The organism is Acidobacteriota bacterium, assembly GCA_009691245.1.
Lineage (GTDB): Bacteria > Acidobacteriota > Terriglobia > 2-12-FULL-54-10 > 2-12-FULL-54-10 > SHUM01.
Window position 1 is genome coordinate 1 of sequence record SHUM01000051.1, and the last position, 25,219, is coordinate 25,219.

Here is a 25,219-nt window from a genome sequence, read left to right on the forward strand (position 1 = left end):
AGTTAGTGCGAATGCGGGATGTTGGATCAAAGGAGACCTTGCCAAATGAACTGTGTACCAATTGCTTCTGCTCGAATGTAGCGGGTTCTCTGCCGTTATTGAATAAGTAATCGTTTGCCCGGCGACGCCACTGCGGGGAGCTGGCAACATAGAAATAAAACTTGTCCGCCACTAGCGGGCCGCCAAAGTCGCCACCGAACTCGTTGCGGTTGTCCTTGTTCTTGTCTTCTTGAACATAACTGACCTTGGTAATATCAACGGGATCCAATAGCAGGCGCTGGATCGGGCCGGCGCTCAGCTTATTCCCCGCGAGGTAGTACCACAGGCTGCCGTGGAACTGACTGCCGCCGCTTTTGGTAACCGCGCTGAGCACGCCGCCCATCGCGCTGCCGTACTCGGCTTCCACGCCGCCGGTCTTCACTTGGACTTCCTTCACGAACTCCAGAGTCGCGTTCTGGCGAGAGCGGCCATTGACCGCGCTGTTGGTGGAGATGCCGTCGATGTTGAACTGGTTCTCGCCGCTCGAAGCTCCGTTCACCTGGAAGCCGCCCTCGATGCCCACGATGTTGCCGAAGCTGTCCACGCCGGAAGTAACCGACGGGGAAGTTAGCAGCAAGGCTTGGAAGCTGCGTCCCTTCGGCAGTCGCGCGATCTCGTCTGCCGAGATTGTGTGCCCCACCGTCGTGCTGGTCAAGTCGATCTGCGGAGAGGATTCGACGACCGTAACGGCCTGCTCGAACTGGCCCTCCTGCAAGCTGATGTCCGCGCGCAGCGTCTTGCCCAGCGCGAGGCTCACGTTAGCGATCTCGGACGGCGCGAAGCCGGTCATTTCATACTTCACCGAATACACGCCGGGCGGAATGGAGCGCACGTAAAACGTCCCCGAGCTATCCGTCGTAGCATTGAACGTACGTCCAGAATCTTTGTCTGTCGCGGTAACGGCGGCGCCTGCAATGACAGCGCCGCTTGGATCTTTCGCCGTGCCGGTGAGCGTGCCGCCCGTTTCCTGCGCCTACAACGCGGCTGTCCCCGCCACGAGCATGGAGAACAGAACTGACAACCCCAGATTCCTGATGCCTGACCGAATTTGAACCTACATGGTTTCCTCCCTGATTCTTCAGTCCGCTACGGTTTCGAACGGACTTTCTGACCTACATGAATCAAAACCTAGCGGCCGTATTCTGCCGGAACTTGCGGCTTGTCAACCACTATTATGTTTTGTCATATGGCCGGGATTGTTCCGAATTTAAAATTGAGCCGGGCGAGCCGACTTCCCGCCGCCCGGCACAGCGCCAGTGCATGATTCCGCGGCGGTGGTCATGTCGTGGGGGGGGGGCATGGTGGTATAGTTGGAAGATTTCGCTGCCCGCCGCCAGGATCGCCGCCGGGTAGTTTGAGGTATGCTGATATTCTGGCCCAGCGAGGGATGGGGAGGGTTCATGAAGGGTGTGGTTCTGGCAGGAGGCTTAGGCACGCGGCTGCTCCCGCTCACCAAGATTACCAACAAGCATCTGCTGCCTGTCTACAACGAGCCGATGATCTACTTCCCGTTGCGCACGCTGGTGGACGCGGGTATTCGCGAGATACTGCTCGTAACCGGCGGACAGAACGCCGGAGACTTTCTTCGCCTCCTCGGCAATGGCGAGGCCTTCGGCCTGCGTCTGCTGAACTACGCTTATCAAGCTGGAGAAGGCGGCATCGCCGACGCGCTGCGCCTGGCCGAACCGTTCGCCGATGGCGAACCCATTTGCGTGATCCTCGGTGACAACATTATCGAGAAGCCTATCGGCCATATTGTCGATGAAGTACGCAAGAAGCCCGATGGCGCGCACATTATCCTTAAGGAAGTGCATGACCCCAGCCGATTCGGAGTGCCGGTGTTTGAAGGCGGCAAGCAGACTGGCCGCATTATCCGCATCGAGGAGAAGCCCGCCGATCCAGCATCCAACTTCGCTGTCATTGGCATCTACTTCTACGACGCGAGTGTCTTTGAGCGCATCAAGACACTGGCCCCTTCGGGCCGCGGCGAGCTGGAGATCACTGACTTGAATAACAGTTACCTGGCGGAAGGCAAACTCACACACAGCGTACTCGATGGCTGGTGGACTGACGCGGGTACTTTTGAGTCACTTCGCGTGGCAAGTAACTTAGTCGCCGAGTCAGTCGAGGCACTACAGTCCGCCGGGAATGCGCCAGCGCTTAAGTAGCTCATCGTATAATAAAAGCGAGGACCTTTGAGCGATCATCAAATTGGTTCCATGACTGGCCAGAGTGGCGGGTCGGCATCTGGTGTCGGCGCGCGCGCGCTGCGCCGCATCACCCGCCGTATCATTCCTTACTTATTCATCCTGTACATCATCGCTTTTCTGGATCGCGTCAACGTCTCCTATGCCGCGTTGCAGATGACCGCCGACCTGGGCTTCTCGCCCGAGGTATTCGGTTTCGGCGCAGGCATCTTTTTTATCGGCTACTTCCTGCTGGAAATACCGGGCGCAATTCTAGTGGAGCGCTGGAGCGCCCGCAAGTGGATCGCGCGCATCTTGATTAGCTGGGGCATCGCCACCATAGTGATTGGCTTTGTGAATACCGCTCCGCAGTTCTATGCCGCGCGCTTCTTTCTGGGCATGGCCGAAGCAGGTTTCTTCCCGGGCATGATCGTTTATCTTACTCACTGGTTCCGCGCGGAGGATCGCGCCAAGGCCGTGGCGCTGTTCATGTCCGCTATCCCCGTCTCCAACATCATCGGAGCGCCGGTCTCCGGTCTCATACTCGGCATCAACTGGTGGGGGATCGAGGGCTGGCGCTGGATCTTTATTCTGGAAGGCCTGCCCGCCGTACTGTTTGGATTCGTTACTCTCTACTATCTCACGGACCGCCCACAGCAGGCCGCTTGGTTGCCTGATGATGAGAAAGCCTGGATCATCGGTGAGTTGGAGCGTGAGAAGCGCGAGAAGGAAAGCCGCCAGCACTTATCAATCCTACAAGCGCTCCGCTCGACGCCCGTACTGCTGCTGGCATTGACTTACTTCCTCGCAGTAACTGGAAGTTACGGAATCGGCATCTGGTTCCCTACCATGCTGAAGCAGCTTTCGGGGATGAGTAACTTGAGTGTCTCAATCATTGCCGCTATTCCCTATGTGTTCATGCTGCTGGCGATGCTATTCGTCGGCTGGTCGTCGGACCGCCGTCGCGAACGTCGCTGGCATACCGCCATCCCCATGTTCGTCGCCGGGACCATGCTGGGCTTAAGCGTCGCGCTGCGTTCCAACACCATGGCCGCCATGATCATGCTGATCATCGCCATGGCCTGTATGTGGACCTTCGCACCTACCTTCTGGGCGCTGCCCACTTCCATCCTCACGCAGGCGGCCGCGGCTGCGTCCATCGGCTTCATTAATTCCATTGGCAATCTGGGCGGCTTTGCCGGACCCTACGTACTGGGTTTCTTCGAGAAACGAACAGGTTCCACCGCTACGGGACTCAGTTGCATTGTCGTCGCATTGATCCTCGGCGGTATCGTAGTGCTGCGCCTTCACCCGCAGACTGGTAATATACAGAAGTCAGTGAGTAACGATTAGTCCATGCAACCTGTTTCACAAGTTCAGTCCTATTATTTCAATCTAAGGAGATCACACCATGAAGACCGTAATGAGCCGCAACACCTTCCTATCAGTGGCCGCCATTGGACTGTTTTTCGCCGGTTGGGCCGTGGGCAAGGAAGACTTCCAGACACAGAAGTCCATGATCCACTGTGCTGCATGGACCGCCAAGGACGGGCTTACGCAGGCCGAGTTCAACACTTTCAAGGCTGGCCTCGCCAAGCTCCCCGACATGTTCCCTGGCCTGCAGCGCATCTGGGCGGGCAAGCTCGGTTCCGACGTTGAATTCAACGGAGAGAAGCGCACTCACGCCATCGCCCTGGAGTTCGATAGTCTCAAGTCCAAGCGGGCCTACTCGGAATCCAAGCGCCGCCCGGAGTGGCAGGCCCTGTTCTCCACCGTCCGCAAGCCCGGCTCCAGCAGCTTCGACTTAGTAGGGGAATAAGTCCCAAACTAGTGAGTAGCTAGTAGTGAGTCAGAAGTAGTAAGTGGGGGACGAAGCTGAGTAACTGTCACCTTGCACATACCACTAACAGTATGTTGGAAATCAGGGAAAGCGTATGTTGGAAAACTGTTAGTGAGTGTCATTCCGAGCGCAGCGAGGAATCTGCTTTTTTCCGCATGGCGCAAAGCAAATTCCTTGCTGCGCTCGGAATGACAATGTTAAAAGCCTGTTGACAACCTGCCCAACTTGTCGGTTCCCACCCTATGCGTGACAGTGCCGCGCGCGTCAGCGAGCGGACACGTTTGCGCTGCCACAATGTTTACTGTCACAGCACGGCATGAATTCAGGCGCTGGTTTTCCAGTTCGGGCATCGTACACCGCCGACCGTGTCCGCTTGCTGACGCGCGCGGCACTGTCACGCGCTTATGCGTCTTCGCTCGAGTAGGTGGGGAACTGCGGGCCGATGAAGCGGATGCCGATCATCTTGGCGCCGTCTTCGGTGGTGTACTGGCGCATTACTTCGCCGCGCGTCAGAAACGGCGCTTGGCCGAAGGACCCGGTGTTGCGGCGGTAAATTTCAATATCCATCTCGCTGCCGACGGGCACGTCGTGAGTGCAAGGGAAGGAGCAGCCGCCGCGGCTGACGTCGCTTGAGGTCGTGGATTCGGAAAACTCAGCGCCCGCCGCGTTGCGCCCGCGGATGCGGACTTCCAGCGAGACGCCGATGCGGTGCTGCCGCCGCTGATCGTTAATCATCGCTGTGCTCCTGGTCCATCGCTGTGCTCCTGTAAGACGTCGAACATCAATGCCGAACGCCAATGAGGGTATTGTGGCATGATGACGACCCGGTCCGCTCGCTGACGCGCGCGGCACTGTCACAAGTAAACTACTCATCATCACCGGAGTCATCGCCATCGGCGCTGGCGGGCGCGGTCAGGTCGTCTTCACCGGCCTTCTTGTCGGCATCTTCATTGGCCAGATAGTTTTGGACCTTCAGCAATGTGCGGCCCAGCGAGGGCAGGTAGCCGGTCCACTCGCCGCTGGTGGTCGCGTCCTTGGCGATGAGCATTTGCATGCCCTGGAGCTTTGAGTCGAGGTCGTCAATGTAGTGCAGCAGCAGCGCCTCGGGGAACATGGGGAGCTTCGGCGAGCCAAACTCGTACTGGCCGTGGTGGCTGATGATGAGGTGCTCCAGCAGAATCTGCAGCCGCTTCGGGAACTCCGGCAACTGGCGCAGCTTGTCGTGGAGGATTTGAATCTCCAGAATCATGTGCCCCAGCAACTGGCCGTGCGAGGTGTACTGGATGGACCGCGAGTAGGACATCTCGTAAATTTTGCCGAGGTCATGCAGGATGACGCCGCTGACGACCAGGTCGCCATCGAGCGTGGGATAGTTCTGCAACACCAGCCGCGCCAGCCGCGCCAGCGACAGCACATGCTCCAGAAGTCCGCCGAGAAATGCATGGTGCATGGACTTGGCCGCCGGAGCGCGCTTCAGCCGGTCGGCGATTTCTGGGTCGCCCAGGATCAATCCGAATAGATCGCGCAGCGGCTGCCGGTCGAGGCTGGCCACCACCGCCTGCAACTCCTGCCACATCTCTTCGGGGTCGCGCTCGGAGTGCGGGAAAAAATCGGCCACGTCCACATCATTGTCGGGAACTTTTTTGATGCGATGGATGGTGAGTTGGGGCTTGTTGCGGAAGACCTGCACCGCGCCCTTCACCTTCACGAAGTCGTCACGCTCGAACAGCGGTAGCAGTTCGGCGACGTTCTCCCATATCTTGGCTTCCATCTCACCGGACTTGTCGGAGAGGATCAGAGAGAGATAGCCTTCGCCGGTTTTCTTGTAGCGCAGGTCTTTCGTCTGGACCAGGAAGGCCGAGACGATCACGGTGTTGGGCTGGAGGTCGCGGACGTAAAGTTCTTTCATGAATGGTCGACTATTGAGCCGCGGGCGCCGCTGCCGCGGTTACCGGGAGAGCCGCGCCGGAATCGACGTAGCCGCCCTTTACCTGGATGAAGCTTTCCGTCCGTAACTGAGTGAGATACACTCGCAGGGCCGGCTGCACACGCTGCAGGTAGAGCTTCTCGTGGACGCGCGATTCCACTTCGCTCAACTGCGGCTCACCGCCCGAGGAGCGATCGAGCAGCTTCAGGATCATGTATCCGAAGCGCGTTTCGATGATGTCGGAGACGTCGTTCTTCTGGAGTTTGGCGACGACAGCTTCGAGTTCAGGCGACATGGAGCCTTTTTCGATGAAGCCGATCTCGCCGCCTCGGCTGGCCGTGGCATCGTCGGAGTACTCGCGCGCCAGCGCGGCGAAGTCGCCGTCCTTGCCGCGGGCTTTTTCGAGCGACTCTTCGGCGCGCTTGCGCAGCGCGGGCAACTCCTCTTCCTTCTTCTCTTCGGTGGCGACCAAAATCTGCGCCAGCGTTACACCCTCGGGCCGGGTGAACTCGCCCTTGTTGGCTTCAAAGTACGCCTTGATCTCTTCCGGTTTGATCTGCACGCGGCCGCCCACTTCGCGCTGGATCACCCATTGCGTCAGAATGTTGTCGCGCATGTTGGACTTGAAGTCTTCATAAACCATGCCCTGCTTGGTGACGGCCTCTTCGAGCGCCTCCATGCTTTCCAGCTTCATGTTCTGGCGGATCTCGTCCAGTCGCTTGATCACATCCGTGTCCGCGTTGAGCGCCAGATCGCTGGCCTTCTGCACCAGCAGTTGATGATCGAGCAACTCGCGCAGCACGTTGGCCGACTGCTCCTTGTAACGCGCCTCCAGATCGAGGCCCGTGGCGCCGGATTGCTGCAACTCGCCGCGCAGACTGTCCAGGCTGCGGCGGTACTCGGAGAGCACGATCACGCGGTCGTTCACCTGCGCGATGATTTCTTCAATCACCTCAGCGCGGGTTACGCCCGCAATGCCGAAGGCAATCAGCATCGCCAGCGCGACGAAAGAAATTTTTCGGATAAGGGAATAACTATTAGTTTTCATGGCAAATTCAGTATAGTTGACCCTCCATCGTCCCGCAATCACTTTTAGGTTAAGGTAATGGCCCGTTGGGGTGCCTCCGCGTACCTCTGTGTCCTCTGTGGTTCCAATTCTCTCAACCACATAGGACACAGAGGTACGCAGAGGCTCGGACTTAAGGACGCTACCAGGCTCACCTTTCGGGGTAGTCAGGTATAATTTTTGCTATGCCACCTCCAATAAATGAAAAGCTCTTAACCCACAATGAAGCGCGCGTGCTGGGCTGCCTGATCGAGAAGGAAGCCACCACGCCGGACAACTATCCGCTCTCGCTCAACGCGCTGACCAATGCGTGCAATCAGAAATCAAACCGCGATCCGGTGATAGAGTTGGACGAGCAGGCCGTGCGCGACGCCCTGCGCGGGTTGAGCGACTTGCGGATGGCCGGCAGCACCAGCTCCGCCGACAGCCGCGTCGCGAAGTACGAGCACAGCCTCGGCGAGGCGTTTAATTATCAACGCATGGAGTACGCGCTGATGTGCGTCCTGCTGCTGCGCGGCCCGCAGACGCCCGGCGAGCTGCGCGGCCGCGCCGAGCGGCTGTTCCAGTTCGAGAGTCTTGATCAGGTCCATTGCGGCCTGAATCTGCTGATGCGCCGCGAGCCGTCGCAGGCCAAGGTGCTGCCGCGCCAGCCCGGAACGAAGGAGTCGCGCTACGCGCATCTGCTCTGCGGCGATATCGACGTGTCAGCATGGGAAACCGCCGTGGCGGTGTCCGCCCCTGTTTCCGCCGATGCCGAGCGCATCGTCAAGCTGGAAGAAGAAGTCGCCGCGCTGCGCACCGAAGTGGGCGAGATGCAGCAACAGCTCGCCGACTTCCGCAGCCAGTTCAGCTAGACTGTGGGTGGCACGTCTGGGTCCAGTCGAAACGTGGAGGTGGCTATGCCGAACAAGCTCATCAAGACTGCCGGGGCGGCAGGCGCGTTCCTGTTGATCTCTGTCGCCACCGCAGCAGCGCAGACGCCGCCCGAGGTCTTCCACTTGCAGGAAGCCACCATTGACCAGATTCACGCCGCGTTCAAGGCCAGGCGCATCACCTGCCGCGAACTCGTCGGCCATTACCTGAAGCGCATTGAAGCCTACGATCAGGCGGGGCCGAAGCTGAACGCGTTGCAAACCGTCAACCGCCGCGCTCTGGATGAAGCCGACCGGCTTGACGCAGCCTATCGCGCCGGCGGTTCAGTTGGCCCGCTGCACTGTATTCCGGTGTTGGTTAAGGATCAGGTGGAGACCAGCGATATGCCCACCACCTATGGCTCCGTGCTCTTCAAGGATTTCGTTCCCCAGCGCGATGCGACCGTGGTGAAGAAGCTGCGCGCGGCCGGTGCGCTGATCATGGGTAAGACCAATATGGGCGAATTCGCTTCCGGCTACGTGGGTTCTGGTTTTGGCATTGCGCGCAACGCCTATGATCCCTCGCGCAGCCCGAGCAGTTCTTCCAGCGGCAGCGGATCGGGCGTGGCTGCCAACTTCGCCGTTGTGGCGATCGGCGAGGACACCGGTGGGTCCATTCGTGGACCGGCCGCTTATGGGAGCGCCGTGGGGCTGCGTCCCAGTGTGCCGCTGGTAAGCCGTTTCGGCATGATGCCCGCCACTCCGACGCAGGACACGCTCGGGCCGATTGCTCGTACGGTCCGTGATGCCGCGCTGCTGCTCGACGTGATCGCCGGCTACGATCCCAACGATCCGGTTACCGCATACGCCGCGACGCAGGTGCCCGCTACCTATACTACATTTCTCAAAGCCGACGGACTGAAGGGCGCGCGCCTTGGCGTGTTGCGCGACCCGCTTGATCAGAACGCCAACCCCACCGCAAATGACTACAAGCAGGTCCGGGCAGTCATCGACAACGCCATTGCGCAGATGAAGGCGCAAGGCGCGGAGGTCGTTGATCCTGTCACTCTGCCTGATATCCAGACCAAGGTCGACCGGATATTCTTGGACAATGTCTACGAAACCGAGCAAGCCACCGACCTTTATCTGGCCGCCCATTCCAACGCCCCGATCAAAACGTTACGGGAAATTCTCATCACAGGAAGGGTTGTTCCGTCGCGCTCTGCGCGGCTGATTACGAATATCGGCAAGACGACCAACGATCCGGGCTACCTCAATGTGATGCAACGCCGCGAAGAGCTTCGCCAAGCCATATTGAAATTGATGGCGGACAATCGGCTGGACGCGCTGATCTACGCCACGTTTGATCACTCGCCCCGCGTGATCCCACCCAACGCGGTCAACATCGCCAATCCTGCCGAGCTGGCCGACCTCGGCAACAATCGTCGCCTCGCCCCGGTGCTGGCCTTCCCGGCGCTTTCCGTGCCCGCTGGGTTTACCCCCGAAGGGCTCCCGGTGGGCATCGAGTTTCTCGGTCGCCAGTTCTCCGAGGGAACGCTGCTCCGGCTCGGCTACTCATTTGAACAGGCCACGCATCATCGCAAACCACCGAATTCAACGCCGCCTCTGGCGGGTGAGCCGTAGCCAGGGCAGAGCACTCCTTGAATCTATATTGTCCGCCCGGCTGCGGCGCCCGAGGACCAGGCCCATTGGAAGTTGTAGCCGCCTAGCTGGCCAGTTACGTCCACCACTTCGCCGATAAAGAATAGGCCGCGCTGTTTTTTGCTCTCCATCGTGGTGGAGCTCAACTCGCCGGTGTCCACGCCGCCGGCGGTTACCTCGGCCTTCTCGTATCCTTCGTCGCCCGCTGGGAGGATCACCCATTCATGCAGCCCAGCTTCGAACTCGCGCAGCGCGGCGTTGCTCAAGACTGCCTTCGCGGCCTGTGCGTTGCTTTGGGAGAATTGCCCAGGTGAGCCGCTCGCAGGCGCGTGCAGGTCCATCCAGCGATCCGCCAGCCGGTTGGGCAGGATGGGGCGCAGTTGCTTGCGCAGCGCGGCGCGCGTGGGATTGGCGATATTCAGTAATGCAGCCGCCAAGGCCTGCTCGGGCGCCAAGTCCATCCGCACTGGGCTGCCTGCGCGCCAGTAAAGCGATGCTTGGAGGATGGCAGGGCCGCTCAGGCCGCGATGCGTGAAGAGCATCTTCTCGCGGAAGGCGTGCTCGCCAGCCGACGCGGCAACTTCCGTGGCCACTCCGGCGAGGTCGCCGTAGCGCGCCATGTCTTTCTTCGAGAATAGAAACGGCACCAGCGCGGGGCGCGTGGGAACGATCTTCATTCCGAACTGGCGGGCGATGTCGTAGCCGATCCCGGTCGCGCCAATCTTGGGTATTGATAATCCGCCGGTGGCCACCACCAGCGCGGGCGCGCGAAACTCAGCGGCCTCTGCGCGCACCACGAACTCAGTCGTATGGGAAACCTCGCGCACGCGGGCATTGCAGAAAATTTTCGTGCCGGCAGCGCGGCACTCGGCGTCCAGCATGGCGGTAATCTCGTGCGCCGAGCGGTTGCAGAAAAGCTGGCCCAGTGTTTTTTCGTGATAGCGGATGCCGTGCTTTTCGACGAGCGCGATGAAGTCGGCAGGCGTGTAGCGCGCCAGCGCGGATTTGGCGAAGTGGGGATTGGCGGAAAGAAAATTCTCAGGCCGGCAATGGATGTTGGTGAAGTTGCAGCGTCCGCCGCCGGAGATGAGAATTTTCTTGCCTGCGCGCTCGCTGTGCTCCAGGACTACAACACGCTTGCCACGCCGGCCCGCTTCGATGGCGCACATCAGTCCGGCGGCGCCCGCGCCGAGTATGATCACGTCGAATTGATGAGTGGGCTGAGAGGGCACGTTGGAACCTGTTGCAAAATCCTCTTTGAAGTGCGTCAGGGCACGACTTCAGTCGTGCCGCCAATTGGCTGCATTCCAGCGGTTTCAACCGCTGGGGTGCGCTGCCGAGCCAATCAATCCTGCCGGATACTAAAACGCACCTCAGGGGTTAAAACCCCTAGGGTTAGGAGGACCGTTTCGGCACGAATAAAGTCGTACCCTGACGGTTCCTCGAAATGGCCTTCGCGACAGCTTCTAACTAGTCCGTCCACAGCGGCGGCGCGCTGCGTGGTTTGCTCTGGCGCTGAATCACCCGCTTGGTTTTTACTTTGGCGCGGTCGTCCGGGTTGGGGAACAGCGTGCCGGGATCGAATATCTCGACCTCGGGCAGCACGCCGATGGTCTCCTTCAAGTGATCGGCGACGCGGTTGGCCAGCGCGGTGCGCTCGGCAAACGTGAGGCCGTTTACCGCCTCCACTTCCACCACCGCTTCGTGGGCCGAGAGCTTATTATCCACCACCAGTTGCCAGTCCAGCCCCAACTCAGGGAAGCCGCGCAGCACGCGCTCGATGGCCGTGGGGTAGACGCTGATGCCGCGCAACTTGAGCATCTCGTCGGCGCGGCCCTTTACCGTGCTCATGCGGCGGAAAGTGCGTCCGCACGCGCAGGGCTGCGAGTCAATCGAGACGATGTCGCCCACGCGATAGCGGAAGAATGGCGCGGCTTCGCGGAACAGCGTGGTGATCAGCAGTACGCCGTCCCGACCAGCCGCGACCGGCTGGTCGGTAACGCGGTCAACCGTCTCGAAAATATAGGCGTCCTCGGAGATGTGCCAGCCGCAATGCGCGGCGCATTCATAAGTGGAAGCCGCCGCCTCGACGCTGCCGTAGTTGTCGAACACCTCTGCGTTCCAGCGCTCGCCCACTTCGCGGCGTAGTTCTGGCGTGAGCACTTCAGCGGTAACGTAAATCATGCGAAACGCGAAATTCTTCGCGGGGTCAAGCTTCATCGCCGCCGCCGTGTCGGCCAGCTTGAGCGCGTAGGACGGCGTGGCGCACAGCACCGTGGGCCGCCAGCGATGCGCGATCTCCACCTGCCGCCGCGAGTGGGTCATCGCGCCCGTGCCGGTGGGGATGACACCCGCGCCCAGCGCCATCGCGCCTTCGAGAGCAATCGTCCCTCCAATGTAGAGCGTGTAAGGCAGCGTCACCTGCAACAAGTCGCCGGGCCGCACGCCCTGCGCGCGCAGCCGTCGCGCGGAGAGCTGCGCGATGCGCTCGACATCGTTCAACGTGCAGAGAATGGGTCGCGGGTCGCCGGTGGTCCCGGAGCTGGCGTGGATGCGCGCGATTGAAATTTTATGGGCGCCCTGCTCTTGTGCATTGCCTTGATAACTTCCGAAGGGCGGATGTGCAAGCAGGTCCGCGTCGAAGTCCGTCTTCGAGACAATGGGCAGACGCAGAAAATCATCCAGCGTGCGAATGTCGCCAGGCCGGATGCCCGCCGCCTCCCAGCGCCGCCGGTAAAAGGGCACCGACTCCCACGCGCGCGCGACAGCCGCGCGCAGCAACGACTCTTGCAGCGCCACAATCTCGGCGCGGCTGGCCCGCTCGATGGGTTCCATGCCTAGCGCGGCGTTGGGGTCATCTCTCTCGGCTGGGTGCATTAGAGAATTATACGGAGAAAACCCCACGCCAAGAAAATCACTTGACGCGGCTACCAAAGCTCGGAGCCCGCGCATTTGCTCTGGTAGACGCGTCATCCCGGTTTTTGGGATGGCGCGGGCTTTGGGCTGAAGTGTCTGATCCGTCAGCCTTGCCATTGACGACACCGGGCGGGATTCACTACTCTGAAGGCCATGCCAGCCAACAAGCCTATCGGCGAGTCAGTGAGCAAAATGTCCAGTCGCGCGCCGCGCGTGCCCCCGCGCGTCAATGCCGTGCTGCGCGGTTTACAGATTCTAGAGCTGCTGGCGACGGAGAATCATCCGTGGAGCACCACGGACATTGCGCGCAAATTGAAGATTCCGAAGAGTACGACCAGCTATCTGTTGCATACGCTGCTGGGGCGCGGGTATGTGCGGCGCGACGCGGCGGGCTATTACCGGCTGACCATGAAGCTGGTGGAGTTGAGCGGGCAGGCGCTGCGTTCGCTCGGCGTGCGGGAGGCCGCGCAGCCCGTGTTGCGGCGTCTGGTCGCCGAGTCGGAGACTACCGCGCATCTGGCCGTACTCGATGGCGCCGAGGCCGTGTACATCGAGCGCGTGCCCTCGCCGGGCTTCATTCAAGTGAACACATGGGTGGGCCGACGGATGCCGATGCACTCGACCTCGGTTGGCAAGGCGCTGGCGGCGTATCTGAGCGACGAGGCGCTGGAGAGTATTCTGGCTGGGCGCGAACTGGAGCGTTTCACCTCAAAAACTATTATCTCTCCAGCGAAGCTGAAGCTGGAGTTGAAGAAGATTCGCGAGATGGGCATCTCGGTGGATGATGAAGAGAACACGCCGGGTATCCTCTGCGTGGCTGCTCCGATCTTCTCTGATGGATCTTCTGTGGGCGCCGGCCGTGCCGGCCGCGAAGGCTCTGGCCGTGGCGAGGTGGTTGCGGCGGTGAGCCTGACAGGCCCGGCGCAGTTGACCAGGGGCGAGCGGCTGACCTTGGTGATTGATCGCGTGAAGGGCGCGGCGCGCCAGATCAGCCAGTCGCTCGGCGGTCGCGGCAAAGGAATATAGGTGCGCGTAAATCCATACATTACGCAAACATGACAGCGGCAGCGCAGTCATAATCCAAATAATCCTTTACTGGTCAAATTACTTCTGATACGTTTCAGGATTGGACGTTGATTTTGTTTGCAACCCTTGGAGCGCCCTCGCTCACAAGATAAACCGGAGTGGTTGCCGGAATTGTAAATAACAAAATTTCAGGTAACTCATATATTGGGTGACTAGGGGTGAGCGAACCATGTTTCTGCCGAAAAAATTATTTCTTACCAAGGGTGTGGGAAGGCATCGCGAGGAGCTGACCAGCTTCGAGCTGGCGCTGCGCAGCGCCGGAATCGCGGCCTGCAACCTGGTGCATGTCTCGAGCATCTTCCCGGCAGGCTGCAAACTGATCACGCGCACGGCTGGTTTGAAGCATCTCTCGGCCGGCGAGGTGGTCTTCGCCGTGCTGGCCCAGAATCGGACGAAGGAGCCGCATCGCCTGATCGCGGCCAGCGTAGGCCTGGCGCTGCCCGCCGACCGCCGCCAGTACGGTTATCTCTCCGAGCACCACTCCTTCGGCCAGACGGACGAAGAGGCTGGCGACTACGCCGAGGAACTCGCCGCGGAGATGCTGGCCACCACCCTCGACGTGGACTTTGATCCCGACAAAAGCTGGGACGAGAAGAAGGAAATCTACCGCATCTCGAACAAGATCGTCCGCACCATGAACATCACCCAATCCGCCGTCGGCCACAAGAAGGGCTGGTGGACCACGGTGATCTCCACGGCGATTTTACTGCCGTAAAATCGGGGGGAGTGGGGTGTTGGGTATGGGGAGTGGGGAAACCTGCGCTGCGCGGCCGTCCGGTGCGTGGGCAGGCATTGCGTGGGCAGGATCGGTTCTGATTACGCGGAGCGTTCGGTGTTGCTTTGAGATATGCGGATTGTTTGTAGTGAACGGATTAGCGCTCCCAATTGCTTTCCCTCGATTTCGCAATCAAGTAGCAACGTCTCAACGTTTGCAGAGGAACTAATTCCTACGCGGACTGCAATCAGCAGATGAGTTCCCAATTCCTTGAGGGAGCCTTGGGCGATGCGAAGAAATTGGAGATACTCGGCGCGATGTCCACGGCCATAGCCCTCGGCGATATTGGCGGCTATCGAACAAGCGGCGCGGCGAATCTGCGAAGTCAGTCCAAAAAGCTCGGCTTTCGGGAATAGTTGGGTCAGTTTGTAACAACCCGCCGCCAATTCCATCGCAAGCTGCCAAACACGCAAATCGCGATAAGACTGCAACGGCCCCGCTTTTCCCGAAGCCTTTCCCACACCCTACCCCCAACACCCCACTCCCTGCTCTTCTAGTCGTAATACTCCAGCCCCAAATGCGTGATCAGTTCTTCCCCGCGCAGATGCCGCAGTGTGTTCTTCAGCTTCATCAACTGGATGAACAGGTCATGCTCGGGATAGAGGCCGGGGGCGTGCATGGGGCTCTTGAAGTAGAAGGAGAGCCACTCCTGGATGCCGCGCATTCCGGTGCGCTTGGCGAGATCGAGAAAGAGCACCAGGTCGAGCACCAGCGGCGCGGCGAGGATGGAGTCGCGGCACAGGAAGTCCACCTTGATCTGCATGGGGTAGCCCATCCAGCCGAAAATGTCGATGTTGTCCCAGCCCTCTTTGTTGTCGCCACGCGGCGGATAATAATTGATGCGCACCAGGTGCGTGAAATCTTTGTAGAGATCGGGGTAAAGATTCGGCTGGAGAATGTGCTCGAGCACGCTGAGCTTGCTTTCTTCCTTGGTCTTGAACGAGCCGGGATCGTCCAGCACTTCGCCGTCACGGTTGCCCAGGATGTTGGTGGAGAACCAACCGTTCAGGCCGATCAGCCGCGCCTTCAGCCCCGGCGCGAGGATGGTCTTCATCAGCGTCTGGCCGGTCTTGAAGTCCTTGCCGCAGACGGGCACGGCGTTCTCCTTGGCCAGATCGTTCAGCGCTGGGAAATCGGCGGAGAGGTTGGGCGCGCCGTTGGCGTAGGGGATGCCCATCTTGATTGCGGCGTAAGCGTAGATCATGCTGGGCGCGATGCCGGGATCGTTCGCCTTCATGCCGCGCTCGAAGTCTTCAATCGAGCGATGCACCTTGCCGGGTTTCAAGAAAATCTCGGTCGAGCCGCACCAGACCATCACCATGCGGTCGAGCTTGTTCTTGTCGCTGAATTTCTCGATGTCCTCCATGACCATCTTGGCGAGGTCCATCTTGTTCTTGCCTTTTTTGACGTGCGTGCCGGAGAGCCGCTTGACGTAATGCTGGTCAAAGACGCCGGGCATGGGCTTGATGCCCTTCAGGAACTTCTTTTCCTTGTCGAGGTCGCGCTGCTCCAGCACGCCGCCGTTGGCCGCGATCTCATAGGCGTTGTCGCTGCGGATGTCCCAGCCGCCGAAGACCAGATCGTTCAGCCCGGCGAGCGGCACGAAGTCCTTTATCATGGGCGCGCGCTTGTCGGTGCGCTTGCCGAGACGAATGGTGCCCATCTGCGTCAGCGAACCAATGGGCTTGGCGTGCCCGCGGCGCACGGCTTCCACGCCGGCCATGAAGGTGGTGGCGACGGCGCCCATGCCCGGCATCAATACGCCGAGCTTGCCTTGCGGCTTGGCGATTTTAAATTGCGACTTGCTGGTTGCGAACTTAGTGGCCACGATGATGTCCTCGTTTTCGTCGTTTTCGTCATTTTCCGCAGGGGGAAAAGTAAGATTCAGCGCGCACCGACACAGCCGATACATAGACCATCTGGCCGCTCACGGCGCAATAGGCCATTCTATGGGAACTTGCGGCGCGAAGGAAGCGGTAGTTTGCCGAAGGGCGGTGGGAAGGCGCGATTCACGTTGCGGAGAAATGCCTTACAAGCAGATGGGGATTTGCTTGCCATCAGACCGGATTCCTCGAATATAATGGTTCCGCCCGCGCTGGAATAGGCTAAAACTGCCGCTCGTCGAGCTTCGCGCTGGGGAAGGTGGACAAATGAAAATGCAATCCCGCGCCGCGATTTTGCGCGCCGCATTCGCAGTGAGCTTCGCCACATTACTTGGCGGGCTCGCCGCCTGCTCCTATGACCGCTCGTCCTTTCAATCCTCCCCGAAAAACTCCATTGAAAAAACCGCCGCGCCGCTCAACATTCAGGTGATCGGCAAAGTGCCTGTTGACGAGTTCAACGATGAGGCTACCGGCGACGAAGTTCCCGCCAAGGGCGGGCAGATCATCGCGCGCTTCAACGCCGAGCCGCAGACCATGAACAACTGGCTGGCCAATGCCGACGCCTATTCGCAGTACATCGGCGCCTATGTCGTGGAGACTCTGCTGGACCGCGATGACGAGACGCTCGAGTGGAAAGGCAATCTGGCGGAGCGCTGGACGGAAGAGGATGTGGTCCTGAAGAGTGATGGCACGCGTGAGCGCGGCAAGTCCAGCGAGCCGGCGGGCGAGGGCAAGGGCGATGTGCTAATCGTAACTTCGGAGGGCGACACGCTGCGCATCCCGCGCGCCAACGTCAAGGAGGTTCGCCGCGGCGTGGCCTTCACTTTCTACCTGCGCAAGGATGTACGCTTCCACGACGGCACGCCCATGACCGCCGATGACGTGAAGTTCACCTTCGACACCATCCTCAATGAGCATGTGGATGCGCCGGACCAGCGGACCTACCTGAACGAAGTCGAGAATTATGAAATTGTTGACAAGTACACCTTCCGGGTTACTTATGGCAAGCAATACTGGTACGCGCGAACGGTGGTTGGCGGCCAGGAAGTACTTCCCAAGCACCTCTACGATGCGGATAATCTGCAGGCCAAAGACCCCAAGGCCTTCGGCAAGCGTTTCAATGAGAGTGAATACAACCGCAAGCCGATGGGCAGCGGTCCTTACAAGTTCGAGCGTTGGGATACCGGTCAGCAGATCGTTTTGGTGCGTAACGACGACTACTGGAACAAAGCGCATCAGGGGCACATCGATCGCCTGATTTTCCGCTTCATCACCGACGATGTGGCTTCTCTGCAAGCCCTCAAGAACGGCGAAGTGGACTTCGTTACCCGGCGCATCAACTCCGAGCAGTTTGATGGCGAAACGAATGACCCCGCGTTTCTCGCGCGCTTCGCCAAAGTCCAGTACTACATCGGCGGTTTCCAGTGGACGGGATGGAACATCCGGCGGCCTCCATTCGATGACGTGCGCGTTCGGCAGGCTATGAACTACGGCGTGCTCAACCGCCCCGAGTACAAGCGGGAGCTGATGCACGACCGCGGCGTGATCGTTACCGGCCCGGAAAGCGCACTAGGTCCCGCCTACGATCACGGCATCGCGCCGCAGCCCTATGATCCAGAGAAGGCCAGGCAATTATTGCTGGAGGCCGGCTGGTATGACCGCGATGGAGACGGGCTGCGCGATAAGAACGGCAAGCCGTTTCGCTTCGAGTTCCTGCTGCCTTGCTGCGATGAAAGTTATGAGAGCCGCGCCGCGCTGATGAAGGAGAATCTGCGGAAACTCGGGATTGAGATGACCGTGCGCTCGCTCGAGTGGGCCACCTTCATTCAAAATGTGAATGACTACGCTTTCGACGCCTGCACGCTGCGCTGGGCCAATAGTGTGGACGGTGATCCTTACCAGTTGTGGCATTCTTCGCAAGCCACCAATCGCGGCTCCAACTATGTGGGGCTGGTCAATGCCGACGTGGACCGGCTGATTGAATTGTCGCGCCGCGAGATTGATGACCAGAAGCGGCAGAAAATTTTCTTCGAGTTTCACCGCGTGATTGACGAACTCCAGCCCTACCATTTTCTGTGGATGGAGCCGGAGCTGGGCGCCTATGACAAGAAATACCGCGGCGTGAAGTTCTACAAGACGCGGCCTGGCTACGATCTGACGGAGTGGTTCATACCGAAAGGCAAGTCGATTTAGAGAGCCGCGCCGCTAGCCTCATGCGAACCTACCTGCTGAAAAGAATTCTGCTGATGATCCCCACGCTGTTTGGGATCACGGTCATCACTTTTGCCATCGTGCGGCTCGCGCCGGGCGATCCGGCGGCCATGCGCCTGGGCAGCGCGGCCTCGGGCGGCATGGTCGATCAGCAGATGGCCAAGGCCATCATCGAGAAGACCCGCGTGGAGTTTGGGCTCGACAAGCCGATCTATGTCCAGTACGGGATGTGGGTCGCCAAGATTGCCACGCTCGACTTTGGGCGCTCCTATAAGGACAACCGCCCAGTTACTGAAAAAATTATCGAACGGCTTCCGATAACGCTGCAACTAAATATCATCGCGCTGTTTCTGACTTACCTGCTGGCGATTCCGCTGGGCATATTTTCGGCGACTCATCAGGGAACCACCGCCGATAAAGTGACTACTGTCGCGCTGTTCGTACTCTACTCACTGCCGAGTTTCTGGGTGGCTACCGCACTAATCCTATTCGTGGGTGGCGGCGACTTTCTGCATTGGTTTCCTATCTCCGGCATCAGCGCGCTGGACGCCGATAAGCTGGGCGCGTGGGATTGGCTAAAAGATCGGGTTTGGCATTTAGTCCTGCCGGTGTTTTGCCTGACCTACGGGAGCCTCGCCTACGTCTCGCGGCAGATGCGCGCCGGAATGCTCGAGACTATTCGCCAGGATTACATCCGCACCGCGCGCGCCAAGGGGCTTTCCGAGAAAGCCGTCATCTATCGGCACGCGCTGCGTAATTCGCTGATCCCCATTGTCACTCTGCTCGGGTTTCTGCTGCCCGCCATGCTCGGCGGCTCGGTCATCATCGAGAGCATCTTCACCATTCCGGGCATGGGCCTGCTGGGCTTCGAGGCGATTCTGTCGCGCGATTATCCCGTGGTGATGGCCATCTCGACCATCGCCGCGTTTCTCACGTTGATCGGCCTGCTGATCTCCGACCTGATGTACGCGCTGGTAAATCCCACCATCTCGCTGGAGGCGGAATAGCCCATGGCGAGTTCACTGACGAATCCACTGGCCAACATGGCGATGCTTTCCTCGAAGCCGGAGACCTACTGGGGACTGGTGCTGCGCCAGTTCCGTCGCAACCGCATTGCCATGGTCGCGTTCTTTTTTGTCCTGGCTCTGTTTCTGCTTGCGATCCTGGCCCCATTCCTGGCCGATAACAAGCCGATCGTTTTGCGCGGCGCGTATCGCGGCCTCTATACGCAACGCTACGAAGAATGGAAGCGCGGCGGGCATCCGGAGCTGATCGCTTTGTTGCGAACCGCCGGGCCGGACGCTGCTTCCGATCCGCAGGGTGTCGAATTCCGGATGCAGACCGTCGAGCGGCAACTCCAGTTCATCGCCAGCCAGTTGCCGTTCGAGGGCGCGGACAGGAAGTGGATCGGCGCGTATCGCGCGCAAGTGGACGGTTTCTTGTCGGCGCTCCCGGAAGATCGCGCGACGCGGCTGGTGAATGTAGAGAAGGTCGGCGAGGAGATTGCTACCGCATTTGCGCCGGAGAAAGTAACTCTGGATCGCCATTACTACTGGCCGGTGCTGGACTCACTCGGACTCACTGATGCGTTCCTGCTGTGGTTTGCCGCTCTACTGATTGCAATTGCAGCAATTCGAATGTTTCTTCCGCCTTCCTCCTTACCATCGAAGAGGGTGCTACTTTTTGTGTTACTCGGCGTACCCCTGGTAATGGCCATCTTGCATCGCGCGGCGCATCCGCCGGTGTTTGACTCACTCGATTACAAGAGAGATATACTGAGTGGGCAGATCGAGATGGACTTCGCGCTATTTCCGCCCGTGGCCTACGGCATCAACGAGGATCATCTGGCGGACAAGTATATCGCCCCCGGCGCTCGTTACTGGATGGGCACGGACGGCAACGGCCGCGACCTGCTGACGCGCATGATCTGGGGCGCGCGCATCTCGCTCACCGTGGGCTTCGTGGCGGTGGCGATTTACGTGGCCATCGGCGTGTTCCTCGGCGCGCTGGCGGGCTACTTCCGCGGCTGGGTGGACCTGGTTATCTCGCGCGCCATTGAGATCATGGAGTGCTTCCCGTCGTTCTTTCTGATCCTGGCCGTGCTGGCGTTTTTGCAGCCGAGCATGTGGAACATCATGATCGTCATCGGCATCACCAGTTGGACGGTGGAGGCGCGCCTGGTGCGCGGGGAATTCCTGCGCCTGGCCGACCAGGAGTTCGTGTTGGCCGCGCGCGGCCTCGGCGTCTCCGACCGCCGCACCATCTTCCGGCACATCCTGCCCAACGGCCTCGCGCCGGTGCTGGTGGCCGCCAGCTTCGGCATCGCCTCGGCGATTCTGATCGAGTCGTCTTTAAGCTTCCTCGGTTTCGGCATCTCCATCCCCATACCGAGCTGGGGCGGTATTCTGAACGAGGCGCGCGAGAGTTTCCGCTACTGGTGGATCACGCTGTTTCCCGGCTTGGCGATTTTCTCCACCGTTACAGCGTACAATCTGATTGGCGAAGGTGTGCGCGACGCAATCGATCCGCGCCTGAAAGTGTGAGTTTCACAAGAGGAATCCGGCTGCATGGCTACTCAATCGATCCGTGGCGTCGAAATCAACTGCGCTACCAGAACCGATGTTCCGCTACTGGAAGTCAGCGGGCTGAAGACCTATTTCTATACAGACCGCGGCGTGGCCCGCTCCGTCGATGGCGTTAGCTTCTCGATTCCCGCCCGCCAGACGCTCGGCCTGGTGGGCGAGAGCGGCTGCGGAAAATCCGTCACCGCGCTGTCCATCCTGCGCCTGATCGCATCGCCGCCGGGCAGGATCATCGAAGGCTCCATCAAACTCGAGGGCCGCGAACTGCTCACGCTGTCCGAGGACGAAATACGCAAGGTGCGCGGCAATCAGATTTCCATGATCTTTCAGGAGCCGATGACTTCGCTGAACCCGGTCTTCACGCTGGGTGATCAGATCATGGAGGCCGTACTGCTGCATCGCGGAGTCTCCAAAGCCGAGGCGCGCGAACAGACCATTGAGATGCTGCGGCGCGTGAAGATTCCCTCCGCCGAAACGCTCATTCATCAGTACCCGCACCAGATTTCCGGCGGCATGCGCCAGCGCGTGATGATCGCCATGTCGCTGGTTTGCTGTCCGAAGTTGCTCATCGCCGACGAGCCCACCACCGCGCTCGACGTGACCATTCAGGCGCAGATACTCGAATTGCTGATGGACCTGCAGCAGGAGTTCGGCATGTCCATCCTGATGATCACGCATGATTTGGGAATCGTGGCTGATCTGGCCGACCACGTCGCGGTGATGTATGCCGGCCGCGTGGTCGAGTCGGCGACGACCAGTGAGTTGTTCGCGCGCCCGCAGCATCCGTATACCGTGGGCCTGTTCAACTCGCGCCCGCGCCTGGGGATGAAGAAACAGCGGCTCACGGTGATACCCGGCACGGTCCCCAACCCGATTCATTTTCCCGATGGTTGCCGCTTCCATCCGCGCTGCGAGCACACGTCGGAGTTGTGCCGTGGCACGGATGCCACGCTTGCGGAAGTCGCCCCTACACATAATTCCGCGTGCCTCCGCGTGCAGCGCCGAGAGATCCAACTGACGCTGCCTGGCAGCTCTCCTTCCGGGGCCGCTGCAGGAGGGGCTGCGCACTAATGAGTCCATCCAACAACAATCACCTGCTGCTGGAAGTCCGCGATTTGCAGAAACATTATCCCGTCAAGCGCGGCTTGCTGGGGCGCACGGTAGCGCAGATCAAGGCTGTCGATGGCGTGTCGTTCGAGATGAAGCACGGCGAGACGCTGGGCCTGGTGGGCGAGAGCGGCTGCGGCAAGACCACCACGGGCCGCGCCATCCTGCGCCTGATCGAGCCGACCGCCGGGCAAGTGACCTTCGACGGTACGGAGATACTGGGGCTGGAAGGCGAGCCGCTGCGCCAGATTCGCAAGCGAATGCAGATCATCTTTCAGGACCCTTACGGGTCGCTCAACCCGCGCATGACCGTCGGCGGCATCGTGATGGAAGGCATGGTCGCGCACGGCATGTACTCGAAGGACGAGCGCATCGAGCGCACCCAGAATTTGTTGGAGCGCGTCGGTCTCGACCGCGACCAGTTTCATCGCTACCCGCACGAATTCTCCGGCGGACAGCGCCAGCGCATCGGCATCGCGCGCGCCCTCGCCGTGGAGCCGCGCTTCATTGTCTGCGACGAGCCGGTCTCGGCGCTGGACGTTTCCATTCAGGCGCAGATCATCAATCTGCTCGCCGATCTCAAGCAGGAGCTGGGGCTATCGTACCTGTTCATCGCGCACGATCTGTCGGTGGTGGAACACATCTCCGACCGCGTGGCGGTGATGTACCTGGGCCGCATCGTCGAGCAGGCCACCAGCAGCGAGATATTCTCGAATCCACTGCATCCTTATACGAAGGCGCTGCTGGCCTCGGTGCCGTCTATCGCTCCGGGTGAAAAAAAGAGGCGCGCGGTGTTGATGGGGGATGTGCCCACGCCGCTCAATCCGCCGCCCGGCTGCCCCTTCCACACGCGCTGCCCCGAGGTAATGGACATCTGCAAAGTGGAAACTCCGGTTGTTACTCCGCAGGGCCCGCAGCACACCGTTGCCTGCCACCTTTATCAGATCGCCGGTCCAGCGCAACGAGCGTAGCAGGCGCATCATTTGCCAGCGCGCCACTGTTAAAGGTGGTTGGGCATCGCGACAAACTTGCGGAATCTCCGCAAGCATCCTAAAATCAATAGAACTGAAAGCTGCTGCGCAGCGCGGTATATTCCCACGCGACGCAAAGCAGGGCGCATGAGCAGCAACGAGGAGAGGTGTCTGAGTGGTTTAAGGAGCACGCTTGGAAAGCGTGTGTAGGGGAAACTCTACCGTGGGTTCGAATCCCACCCTCTCCGCCATTGAGTCAGCCAATACTGCACTTCGGGAGAATCTCCGCCCAAAACTGAAGGATTTGGCCGGGAAAACATGCAGGTCGGTCTCGAACCGGACTACGGAGATCGTCGATGTAAGGCGCGTCGCCCTATATCTTGCCGCTGTTTCTCCGCTCGGCAAAGGCGGAGTCCGGTTCCGAGAGTCGGAGCGTTAGGCTAGAGCACCTGGTTCGGGACCAGGGGGTCGGAGGTTCAAATCCTCTCGCCCCGACCAATATTATCAATGAGTTATAGCCATTTTTCGGTGCTTCCGCCATCCAGTGTTGTTAAGCCTCCTATATCCATAACATATACAAAGGGTTATTCAATATTTCCCAGACTTCAGACCTGCAAAGAGCATTTTCTCCTGTAACGTATTGAATATTATGGTGTTATATGGACTCCAACAACAGTAGATAGCGGAAGTACCAGATTAGGAGCGTGCTGCCAACAATTGCTTGCGGTGGTCTCCGCTTTCCGCCACAACAATTCGACTGAAGACCCCTCTTAGCTAGAAGATCAACTTCAACCCGAACTGGATTTGTCGCTCACTGCCGGCTGGGGTAGTGCTCTGACCCGCTCCGCTAACCAACGGATCATTTCGATTTCCCGCATTAAGTAGAGAATGGCTCGGTTTCCCGAAATTCGGATGGTTCAACAGGTTGAAGAAGTCGGCTTGAAACTGTAGCAAGCTGCCTTCACTAATTCGGACGGGGGTACTCTTCGTCAAGCTGAAATCCACATTTTTGAAACCGGGGCCAAGCAGGGTATTGCGACCGAGGTTGCCATAGAAACCAGTCGGCGGTAAGAAGAACGCGCAGGGATCAAAATAAAGGTCCGGCGTTCCCAGTTTCTGGCCAGCCGCGACGGTGTTAGCGCTCGTACCAGTGGCGCTGATTGGACCCGGGACTCCGTTTATAAAGGTGCAACCAGCAGTCGTTCCCGACGTGATGTTTTTGTTATTGCGGCCGCCAACTAGGTCGGTGCGCTGCCCCCCTGTACTGCGCGAAAGATCCGGGGCGTTTCGGCCGCTGACATTCATTGAATAAGGCGACCCCGTAGATGTCGAGAAAATGCCCGAAATCCGCCAGCCGCCCAGCAGGTAGGAAGCAAAACCAGAACTAACCGGTGACGGAAGCGTCCACAGACTATTGATCACCAGATTCTGGCCCAAATGCAGAGCAGAAAGACCCCGGTCCGATTTCGGGTTATAGGGTTGTGATCGTACGCCTTCTGCGAAGTCCGCGTTACCCAGTCCCGTCGTGCCGTCATCAATGGTCTTGGACCAAGTATAGGACCCTTGGAGTTGAAAACCTTTAGCAAAGCGCCTTTTCACTTCCATCAGCATACCGTTATAGAAAGATTTTGCGTCGGAAGTGCTGTACGTGGATACGCCATTATTTCGATTCGGCCGTGGTGTTCCGGCCGCCACGAAAGGGCGCCCATTCACCAGAATCGGCGGGGCGGCATTGGCATCCATCTTCTGCATCATATGAGTGCCCCGGCTTCCCAGATATCCCAAGGTTGCAGAAAAGTTTGTGGCGATTTCCCGCTCGACTGACAAGTTGAACTTCATCTCATACGGTTGATTCAGGTTCCACTGAATAAACTCGCTAAAGGTGCTCGGGCTCAATGTACTCGTCAGTATCGAGGGGGCAACACCCAGAGCGTAGCTGCCCGCCGCAGCCAGATTAAAACTTGCAGGGGAAACGTTTAGGGTAGCAGAATAAGGGGGGTTCTTGCGCGAGACCGACTGCAGGTAATTGCCGAGGAGCATGACATTAAAGATGCCGAATCCAGCTCGAATCGCTGTCTTCCCATCGCCTTTCACATTCCAAGCAAGACCTACACGCG

At 59.4% G+C, this 25,219-nt stretch carries 20 protein-coding genes and 1 tRNA gene; 13 read left to right on the forward strand and 8 right to left on the reverse strand.

Going from position 1 to position 25,219, the window contains the following annotated elements:
* Nucleotides 1-871 (reverse strand): TonB-dependent receptor (locus tag EXQ56_11800; protein MSO21118.1); only part of this gene is annotated, 871 nt, incomplete at its 3' end.
* Between the two features lie 568 nt (nt 872-1,439).
* Between EXQ56_11800 and EXQ56_11805 the strand changes: the two genes are divergently transcribed.
* From EXQ56_11805 to EXQ56_11815, 3 genes are read left to right on the forward strand one after another with little or no spacing between them, the layout of a single operon-like run.
* On the forward strand, nt 1,440-2,207 hold the full coding sequence (locus EXQ56_11805; GenBank protein MSO21119.1) for a spore coat protein: 768 nt from the start codon (nt 1,440-1,442) through the stop codon (nt 2,205-2,207).
* A gap of 27 nt (nt 2,208-2,234) precedes the next feature.
* The gene (locus EXQ56_11810; GenBank protein MSO21120.1) at nt 2,235-3,578 is read left to right on the forward strand and encodes an MFS transporter; all 1,344 of its coding nucleotides are present in this window, start codon (nt 2,235-2,237) and stop codon (nt 3,576-3,578) included.
* Nucleotides 3,579-3,636: 58 nt separating this feature from the next.
* Nucleotides 3,637-4,044, forward strand: a complete 408-nt coding sequence (locus tag EXQ56_11815; protein ID MSO21121.1) for a hypothetical protein — start codon at nt 3,637-3,639, stop codon at nt 4,042-4,044.
* Nucleotides 4,045-4,467: 423 nt separating this feature from the next.
* On the opposite strand, the gene EXQ56_11820 is transcribed toward EXQ56_11815, so the two are convergent.
* The 3 genes from EXQ56_11820 to EXQ56_11830 are packed head-to-tail and all read right to left on the reverse strand — an operon-like array spanning nt 4,468 to nt 7,040.
* Entirely contained in the window at nt 4,468-4,959 is a 492-nt protein-coding gene (locus EXQ56_11820) for a PilZ domain-containing protein (protein MSO21122.1), read from the reverse strand.
* Nucleotides 4,931-5,974, reverse strand: a complete 1,044-nt coding sequence (locus EXQ56_11825; protein MSO21123.1) for an HD domain-containing protein — start codon at nt 5,972-5,974, stop codon at nt 4,931-4,933. The genes EXQ56_11820 and EXQ56_11825 overlap by 29 nt, the downstream gene beginning before the upstream one ends.
* 10 nt (nt 5,975-5,984) lie before the next feature.
* A complete protein-coding gene (locus EXQ56_11830) occupies nt 5,985-7,040 on the reverse strand; it encodes a hypothetical protein (protein MSO21124.1) in 1,056 nt (351 codons plus the stop codon).
* A 203-nt stretch (nt 7,041-7,243) separates the two neighbouring features.
* Between EXQ56_11830 and EXQ56_11835 the strand changes: the two genes are divergently transcribed.
* Nucleotides 7,244-7,912, forward strand: coding sequence for a DUF480 domain-containing protein (locus tag EXQ56_11835; GenBank protein ID MSO21125.1), 669 nt, complete (start codon nt 7,244-7,246; stop codon nt 7,910-7,912).
* Nucleotides 7,913-7,957: 45 nt separating this feature from the next.
* Nucleotides 7,958-9,553 carry an amidase gene (locus tag EXQ56_11840; protein ID MSO21126.1) on the forward strand — a complete coding sequence of 532 codons (1,596 nt, stop codon included), beginning with the start codon at nt 7,958-7,960 and terminating at the stop codon, nt 9,551-9,553.
* A 23-nt stretch (nt 9,554-9,576) separates the two neighbouring features.
* Here the strand turns inward: EXQ56_11840 and EXQ56_11845 are convergent, their stop codons facing one another.
* Both EXQ56_11845 and EXQ56_11850 read right to left on the reverse strand, forming a co-directional pair.
* Nucleotides 9,577-10,740 carry an aminoacetone oxidase family FAD-binding enzyme gene (locus EXQ56_11845; protein MSO21127.1) on the reverse strand — a complete coding sequence of 388 codons (1,164 nt, stop codon included), beginning with the start codon at nt 10,738-10,740 and terminating at the stop codon, nt 9,577-9,579.
* A gap of 301 nt (nt 10,741-11,041) precedes the next feature.
* Nucleotides 11,042-12,604, reverse strand: coding sequence for a phenylacetate--CoA ligase family protein (locus EXQ56_11850; GenBank protein ID MSO21128.1), 1,563 nt, complete (start codon nt 12,602-12,604; stop codon nt 11,042-11,044).
* 36 nt (nt 12,605-12,640) lie between these two features.
* Between EXQ56_11850 and EXQ56_11855 the strand changes: the two genes are divergently transcribed.
* Nucleotides 12,641-13,513, forward strand: coding sequence for an IclR family transcriptional regulator (locus tag EXQ56_11855; protein MSO21129.1), 873 nt, complete (start codon nt 12,641-12,643; stop codon nt 13,511-13,513).
* Nucleotides 13,514-13,742: 229 nt separating this feature from the next.
* Nucleotides 13,743-14,288, forward strand: a complete 546-nt coding sequence (locus tag EXQ56_11860) for an arginine decarboxylase, pyruvoyl-dependent (GenBank protein MSO21130.1) — start codon at nt 13,743-13,745, stop codon at nt 14,286-14,288.
* 101 nt (nt 14,289-14,389) lie between these two features.
* Here EXQ56_11860 and EXQ56_11865 read toward each other — a convergent pair whose 3' ends face one another.
* Nucleotides 14,390-14,740, reverse strand: a complete 351-nt coding sequence (locus EXQ56_11865) for a four helix bundle protein (GenBank protein MSO21131.1) — start codon at nt 14,738-14,740, stop codon at nt 14,390-14,392.
* Nucleotides 14,741-14,841: 101 nt separating this feature from the next.
* Nucleotides 14,842-16,104 carry an inositol-3-phosphate synthase gene (locus EXQ56_11870; protein ID MSO21132.1) on the reverse strand — a complete coding sequence of 421 codons (1,263 nt, stop codon included), beginning with the start codon at nt 16,102-16,104 and terminating at the stop codon, nt 14,842-14,844.
* 394 nt (nt 16,105-16,498) lie between these two features.
* Here EXQ56_11870 and EXQ56_11875 point away from each other — a divergent pair, with 394 nt between their 5' ends.
* The 6 genes from EXQ56_11875 (at nt 16,499) to EXQ56_11900 (ending at nt 23,353) form a co-directional block, all read left to right on the forward strand.
* A complete protein-coding gene (locus EXQ56_11875; GenBank protein ID MSO21133.1) occupies nt 16,499-18,424 on the forward strand; it encodes a hypothetical protein in 1,926 nt (641 codons plus the stop codon).
* A 20-nt stretch (nt 18,425-18,444) separates the two neighbouring features.
* The gene (locus EXQ56_11880; protein MSO21134.1) at nt 18,445-19,449 is read left to right on the forward strand and encodes an ABC transporter permease; all 1,005 of its coding nucleotides are present in this window, start codon (nt 18,445-18,447) and stop codon (nt 19,447-19,449) included.
* A gap of 3 nt (nt 19,450-19,452) precedes the next feature.
* Nucleotides 19,453-20,985, forward strand: coding sequence for an ABC transporter permease (locus EXQ56_11885; protein MSO21135.1), 1,533 nt, complete (start codon nt 19,453-19,455; stop codon nt 20,983-20,985).
* A gap of 24 nt (nt 20,986-21,009) precedes the next feature.
* Nucleotides 21,010-22,095: an ABC transporter ATP-binding protein gene (locus EXQ56_11890; GenBank protein ID MSO21136.1), complete on the forward strand. Its 1,086-nt coding sequence runs from the start codon at nt 21,010-21,012 to the stop codon at nt 22,093-22,095.
* Nucleotides 22,095-23,102, forward strand: a complete 1,008-nt coding sequence (locus tag EXQ56_11895; protein MSO21137.1) for a dipeptide ABC transporter ATP-binding protein — start codon at nt 22,095-22,097, stop codon at nt 23,100-23,102. Before EXQ56_11890 ends, EXQ56_11895 begins: the two co-directional genes overlap by 1 nt.
* A gap of 161 nt (nt 23,103-23,263) precedes the next feature.
* Nucleotides 23,264-23,353, forward strand: a tRNA-Ser gene (locus EXQ56_11900).
* Nucleotides 23,354-25,219: the final 1,866 nt, after the last annotated feature.

Excerpts from the sequence above, each read along its gene's own strand:
- EXQ56_11805 (MSO21119.1), top strand. The coding sequence starts at position 1,440 with ATGAAGGGTGTGGTTCTGGCAGGAGGCTTAGGCACGCGGCTGCTCCCG.
- EXQ56_11815 (MSO21121.1), top strand. The coding sequence starts at position 3,637 with ATGAAGACCGTAATGAGCCGCAACACCTTCCTATCAGTGGCCGCCATT.
- EXQ56_11820 (MSO21122.1), bottom strand. The coding sequence starts at position 4,959 with ATGGCGATGACTCCGGTGATGATGAGTAGTTTACTTGTGACAGTGCCG.
- EXQ56_11825 (MSO21123.1), bottom strand. The coding sequence starts at position 5,974 with ATGAAAGAACTTTACGTCCGCGACCTCCAGCCCAACACCGTGATCGTC.
- EXQ56_11830 (MSO21124.1), bottom strand. The coding sequence starts at position 7,040 with ATGAAAACTAATAGTTATTCCCTTATCCGAAAAATTTCTTTCGTCGCG.
- EXQ56_11835 (MSO21125.1), top strand. The coding sequence starts at position 7,244 with ATGCCACCTCCAATAAATGAAAAGCTCTTAACCCACAATGAAGCGCGC.
- EXQ56_11840 (MSO21126.1), top strand. The coding sequence starts at position 7,958 with ATGCCGAACAAGCTCATCAAGACTGCCGGGGCGGCAGGCGCGTTCCTG.
- EXQ56_11845 (MSO21127.1), bottom strand. The coding sequence starts at position 10,740 with ATGTGCGCCATCGAAGCGGGCCGGCGTGGCAAGCGTGTTGTAGTCCTG.
- EXQ56_11850 (MSO21128.1), bottom strand. The coding sequence starts at position 12,604 with ATGGCAAGGCTGACGGATCAGACACTTCAGCCCAAAGCCCGCGCCATC.
- EXQ56_11855 (MSO21129.1), top strand. The coding sequence starts at position 12,641 with ATGCCAGCCAACAAGCCTATCGGCGAGTCAGTGAGCAAAATGTCCAGT.
- EXQ56_11860 (MSO21130.1), top strand. The coding sequence starts at position 13,743 with ATGTTTCTGCCGAAAAAATTATTTCTTACCAAGGGTGTGGGAAGGCAT.
- EXQ56_11865 (MSO21131.1), bottom strand. The coding sequence starts at position 14,740 with ATGGAATTGGCGGCGGGTTGTTACAAACTGACCCAACTATTCCCGAAA.
- EXQ56_11870 (MSO21132.1), bottom strand. The coding sequence starts at position 16,104 with ATGCCGGGCATGGGCGCCGTCGCCACCACCTTCATGGCCGGCGTGGAA.
- EXQ56_11875 (MSO21133.1), top strand. The coding sequence starts at position 16,499 with ATGAAAATGCAATCCCGCGCCGCGATTTTGCGCGCCGCATTCGCAGTG.
- EXQ56_11880 (MSO21134.1), top strand. The coding sequence starts at position 18,445 with ATGCGAACCTACCTGCTGAAAAGAATTCTGCTGATGATCCCCACGCTG.
- EXQ56_11885 (MSO21135.1), top strand. The coding sequence starts at position 19,453 with ATGGCGAGTTCACTGACGAATCCACTGGCCAACATGGCGATGCTTTCC.
- EXQ56_11890 (MSO21136.1), top strand. The coding sequence starts at position 21,010 with ATGGCTACTCAATCGATCCGTGGCGTCGAAATCAACTGCGCTACCAGA.
- EXQ56_11895 (MSO21137.1), top strand. The coding sequence starts at position 22,095 with ATGAGTCCATCCAACAACAATCACCTGCTGCTGGAAGTCCGCGATTTG.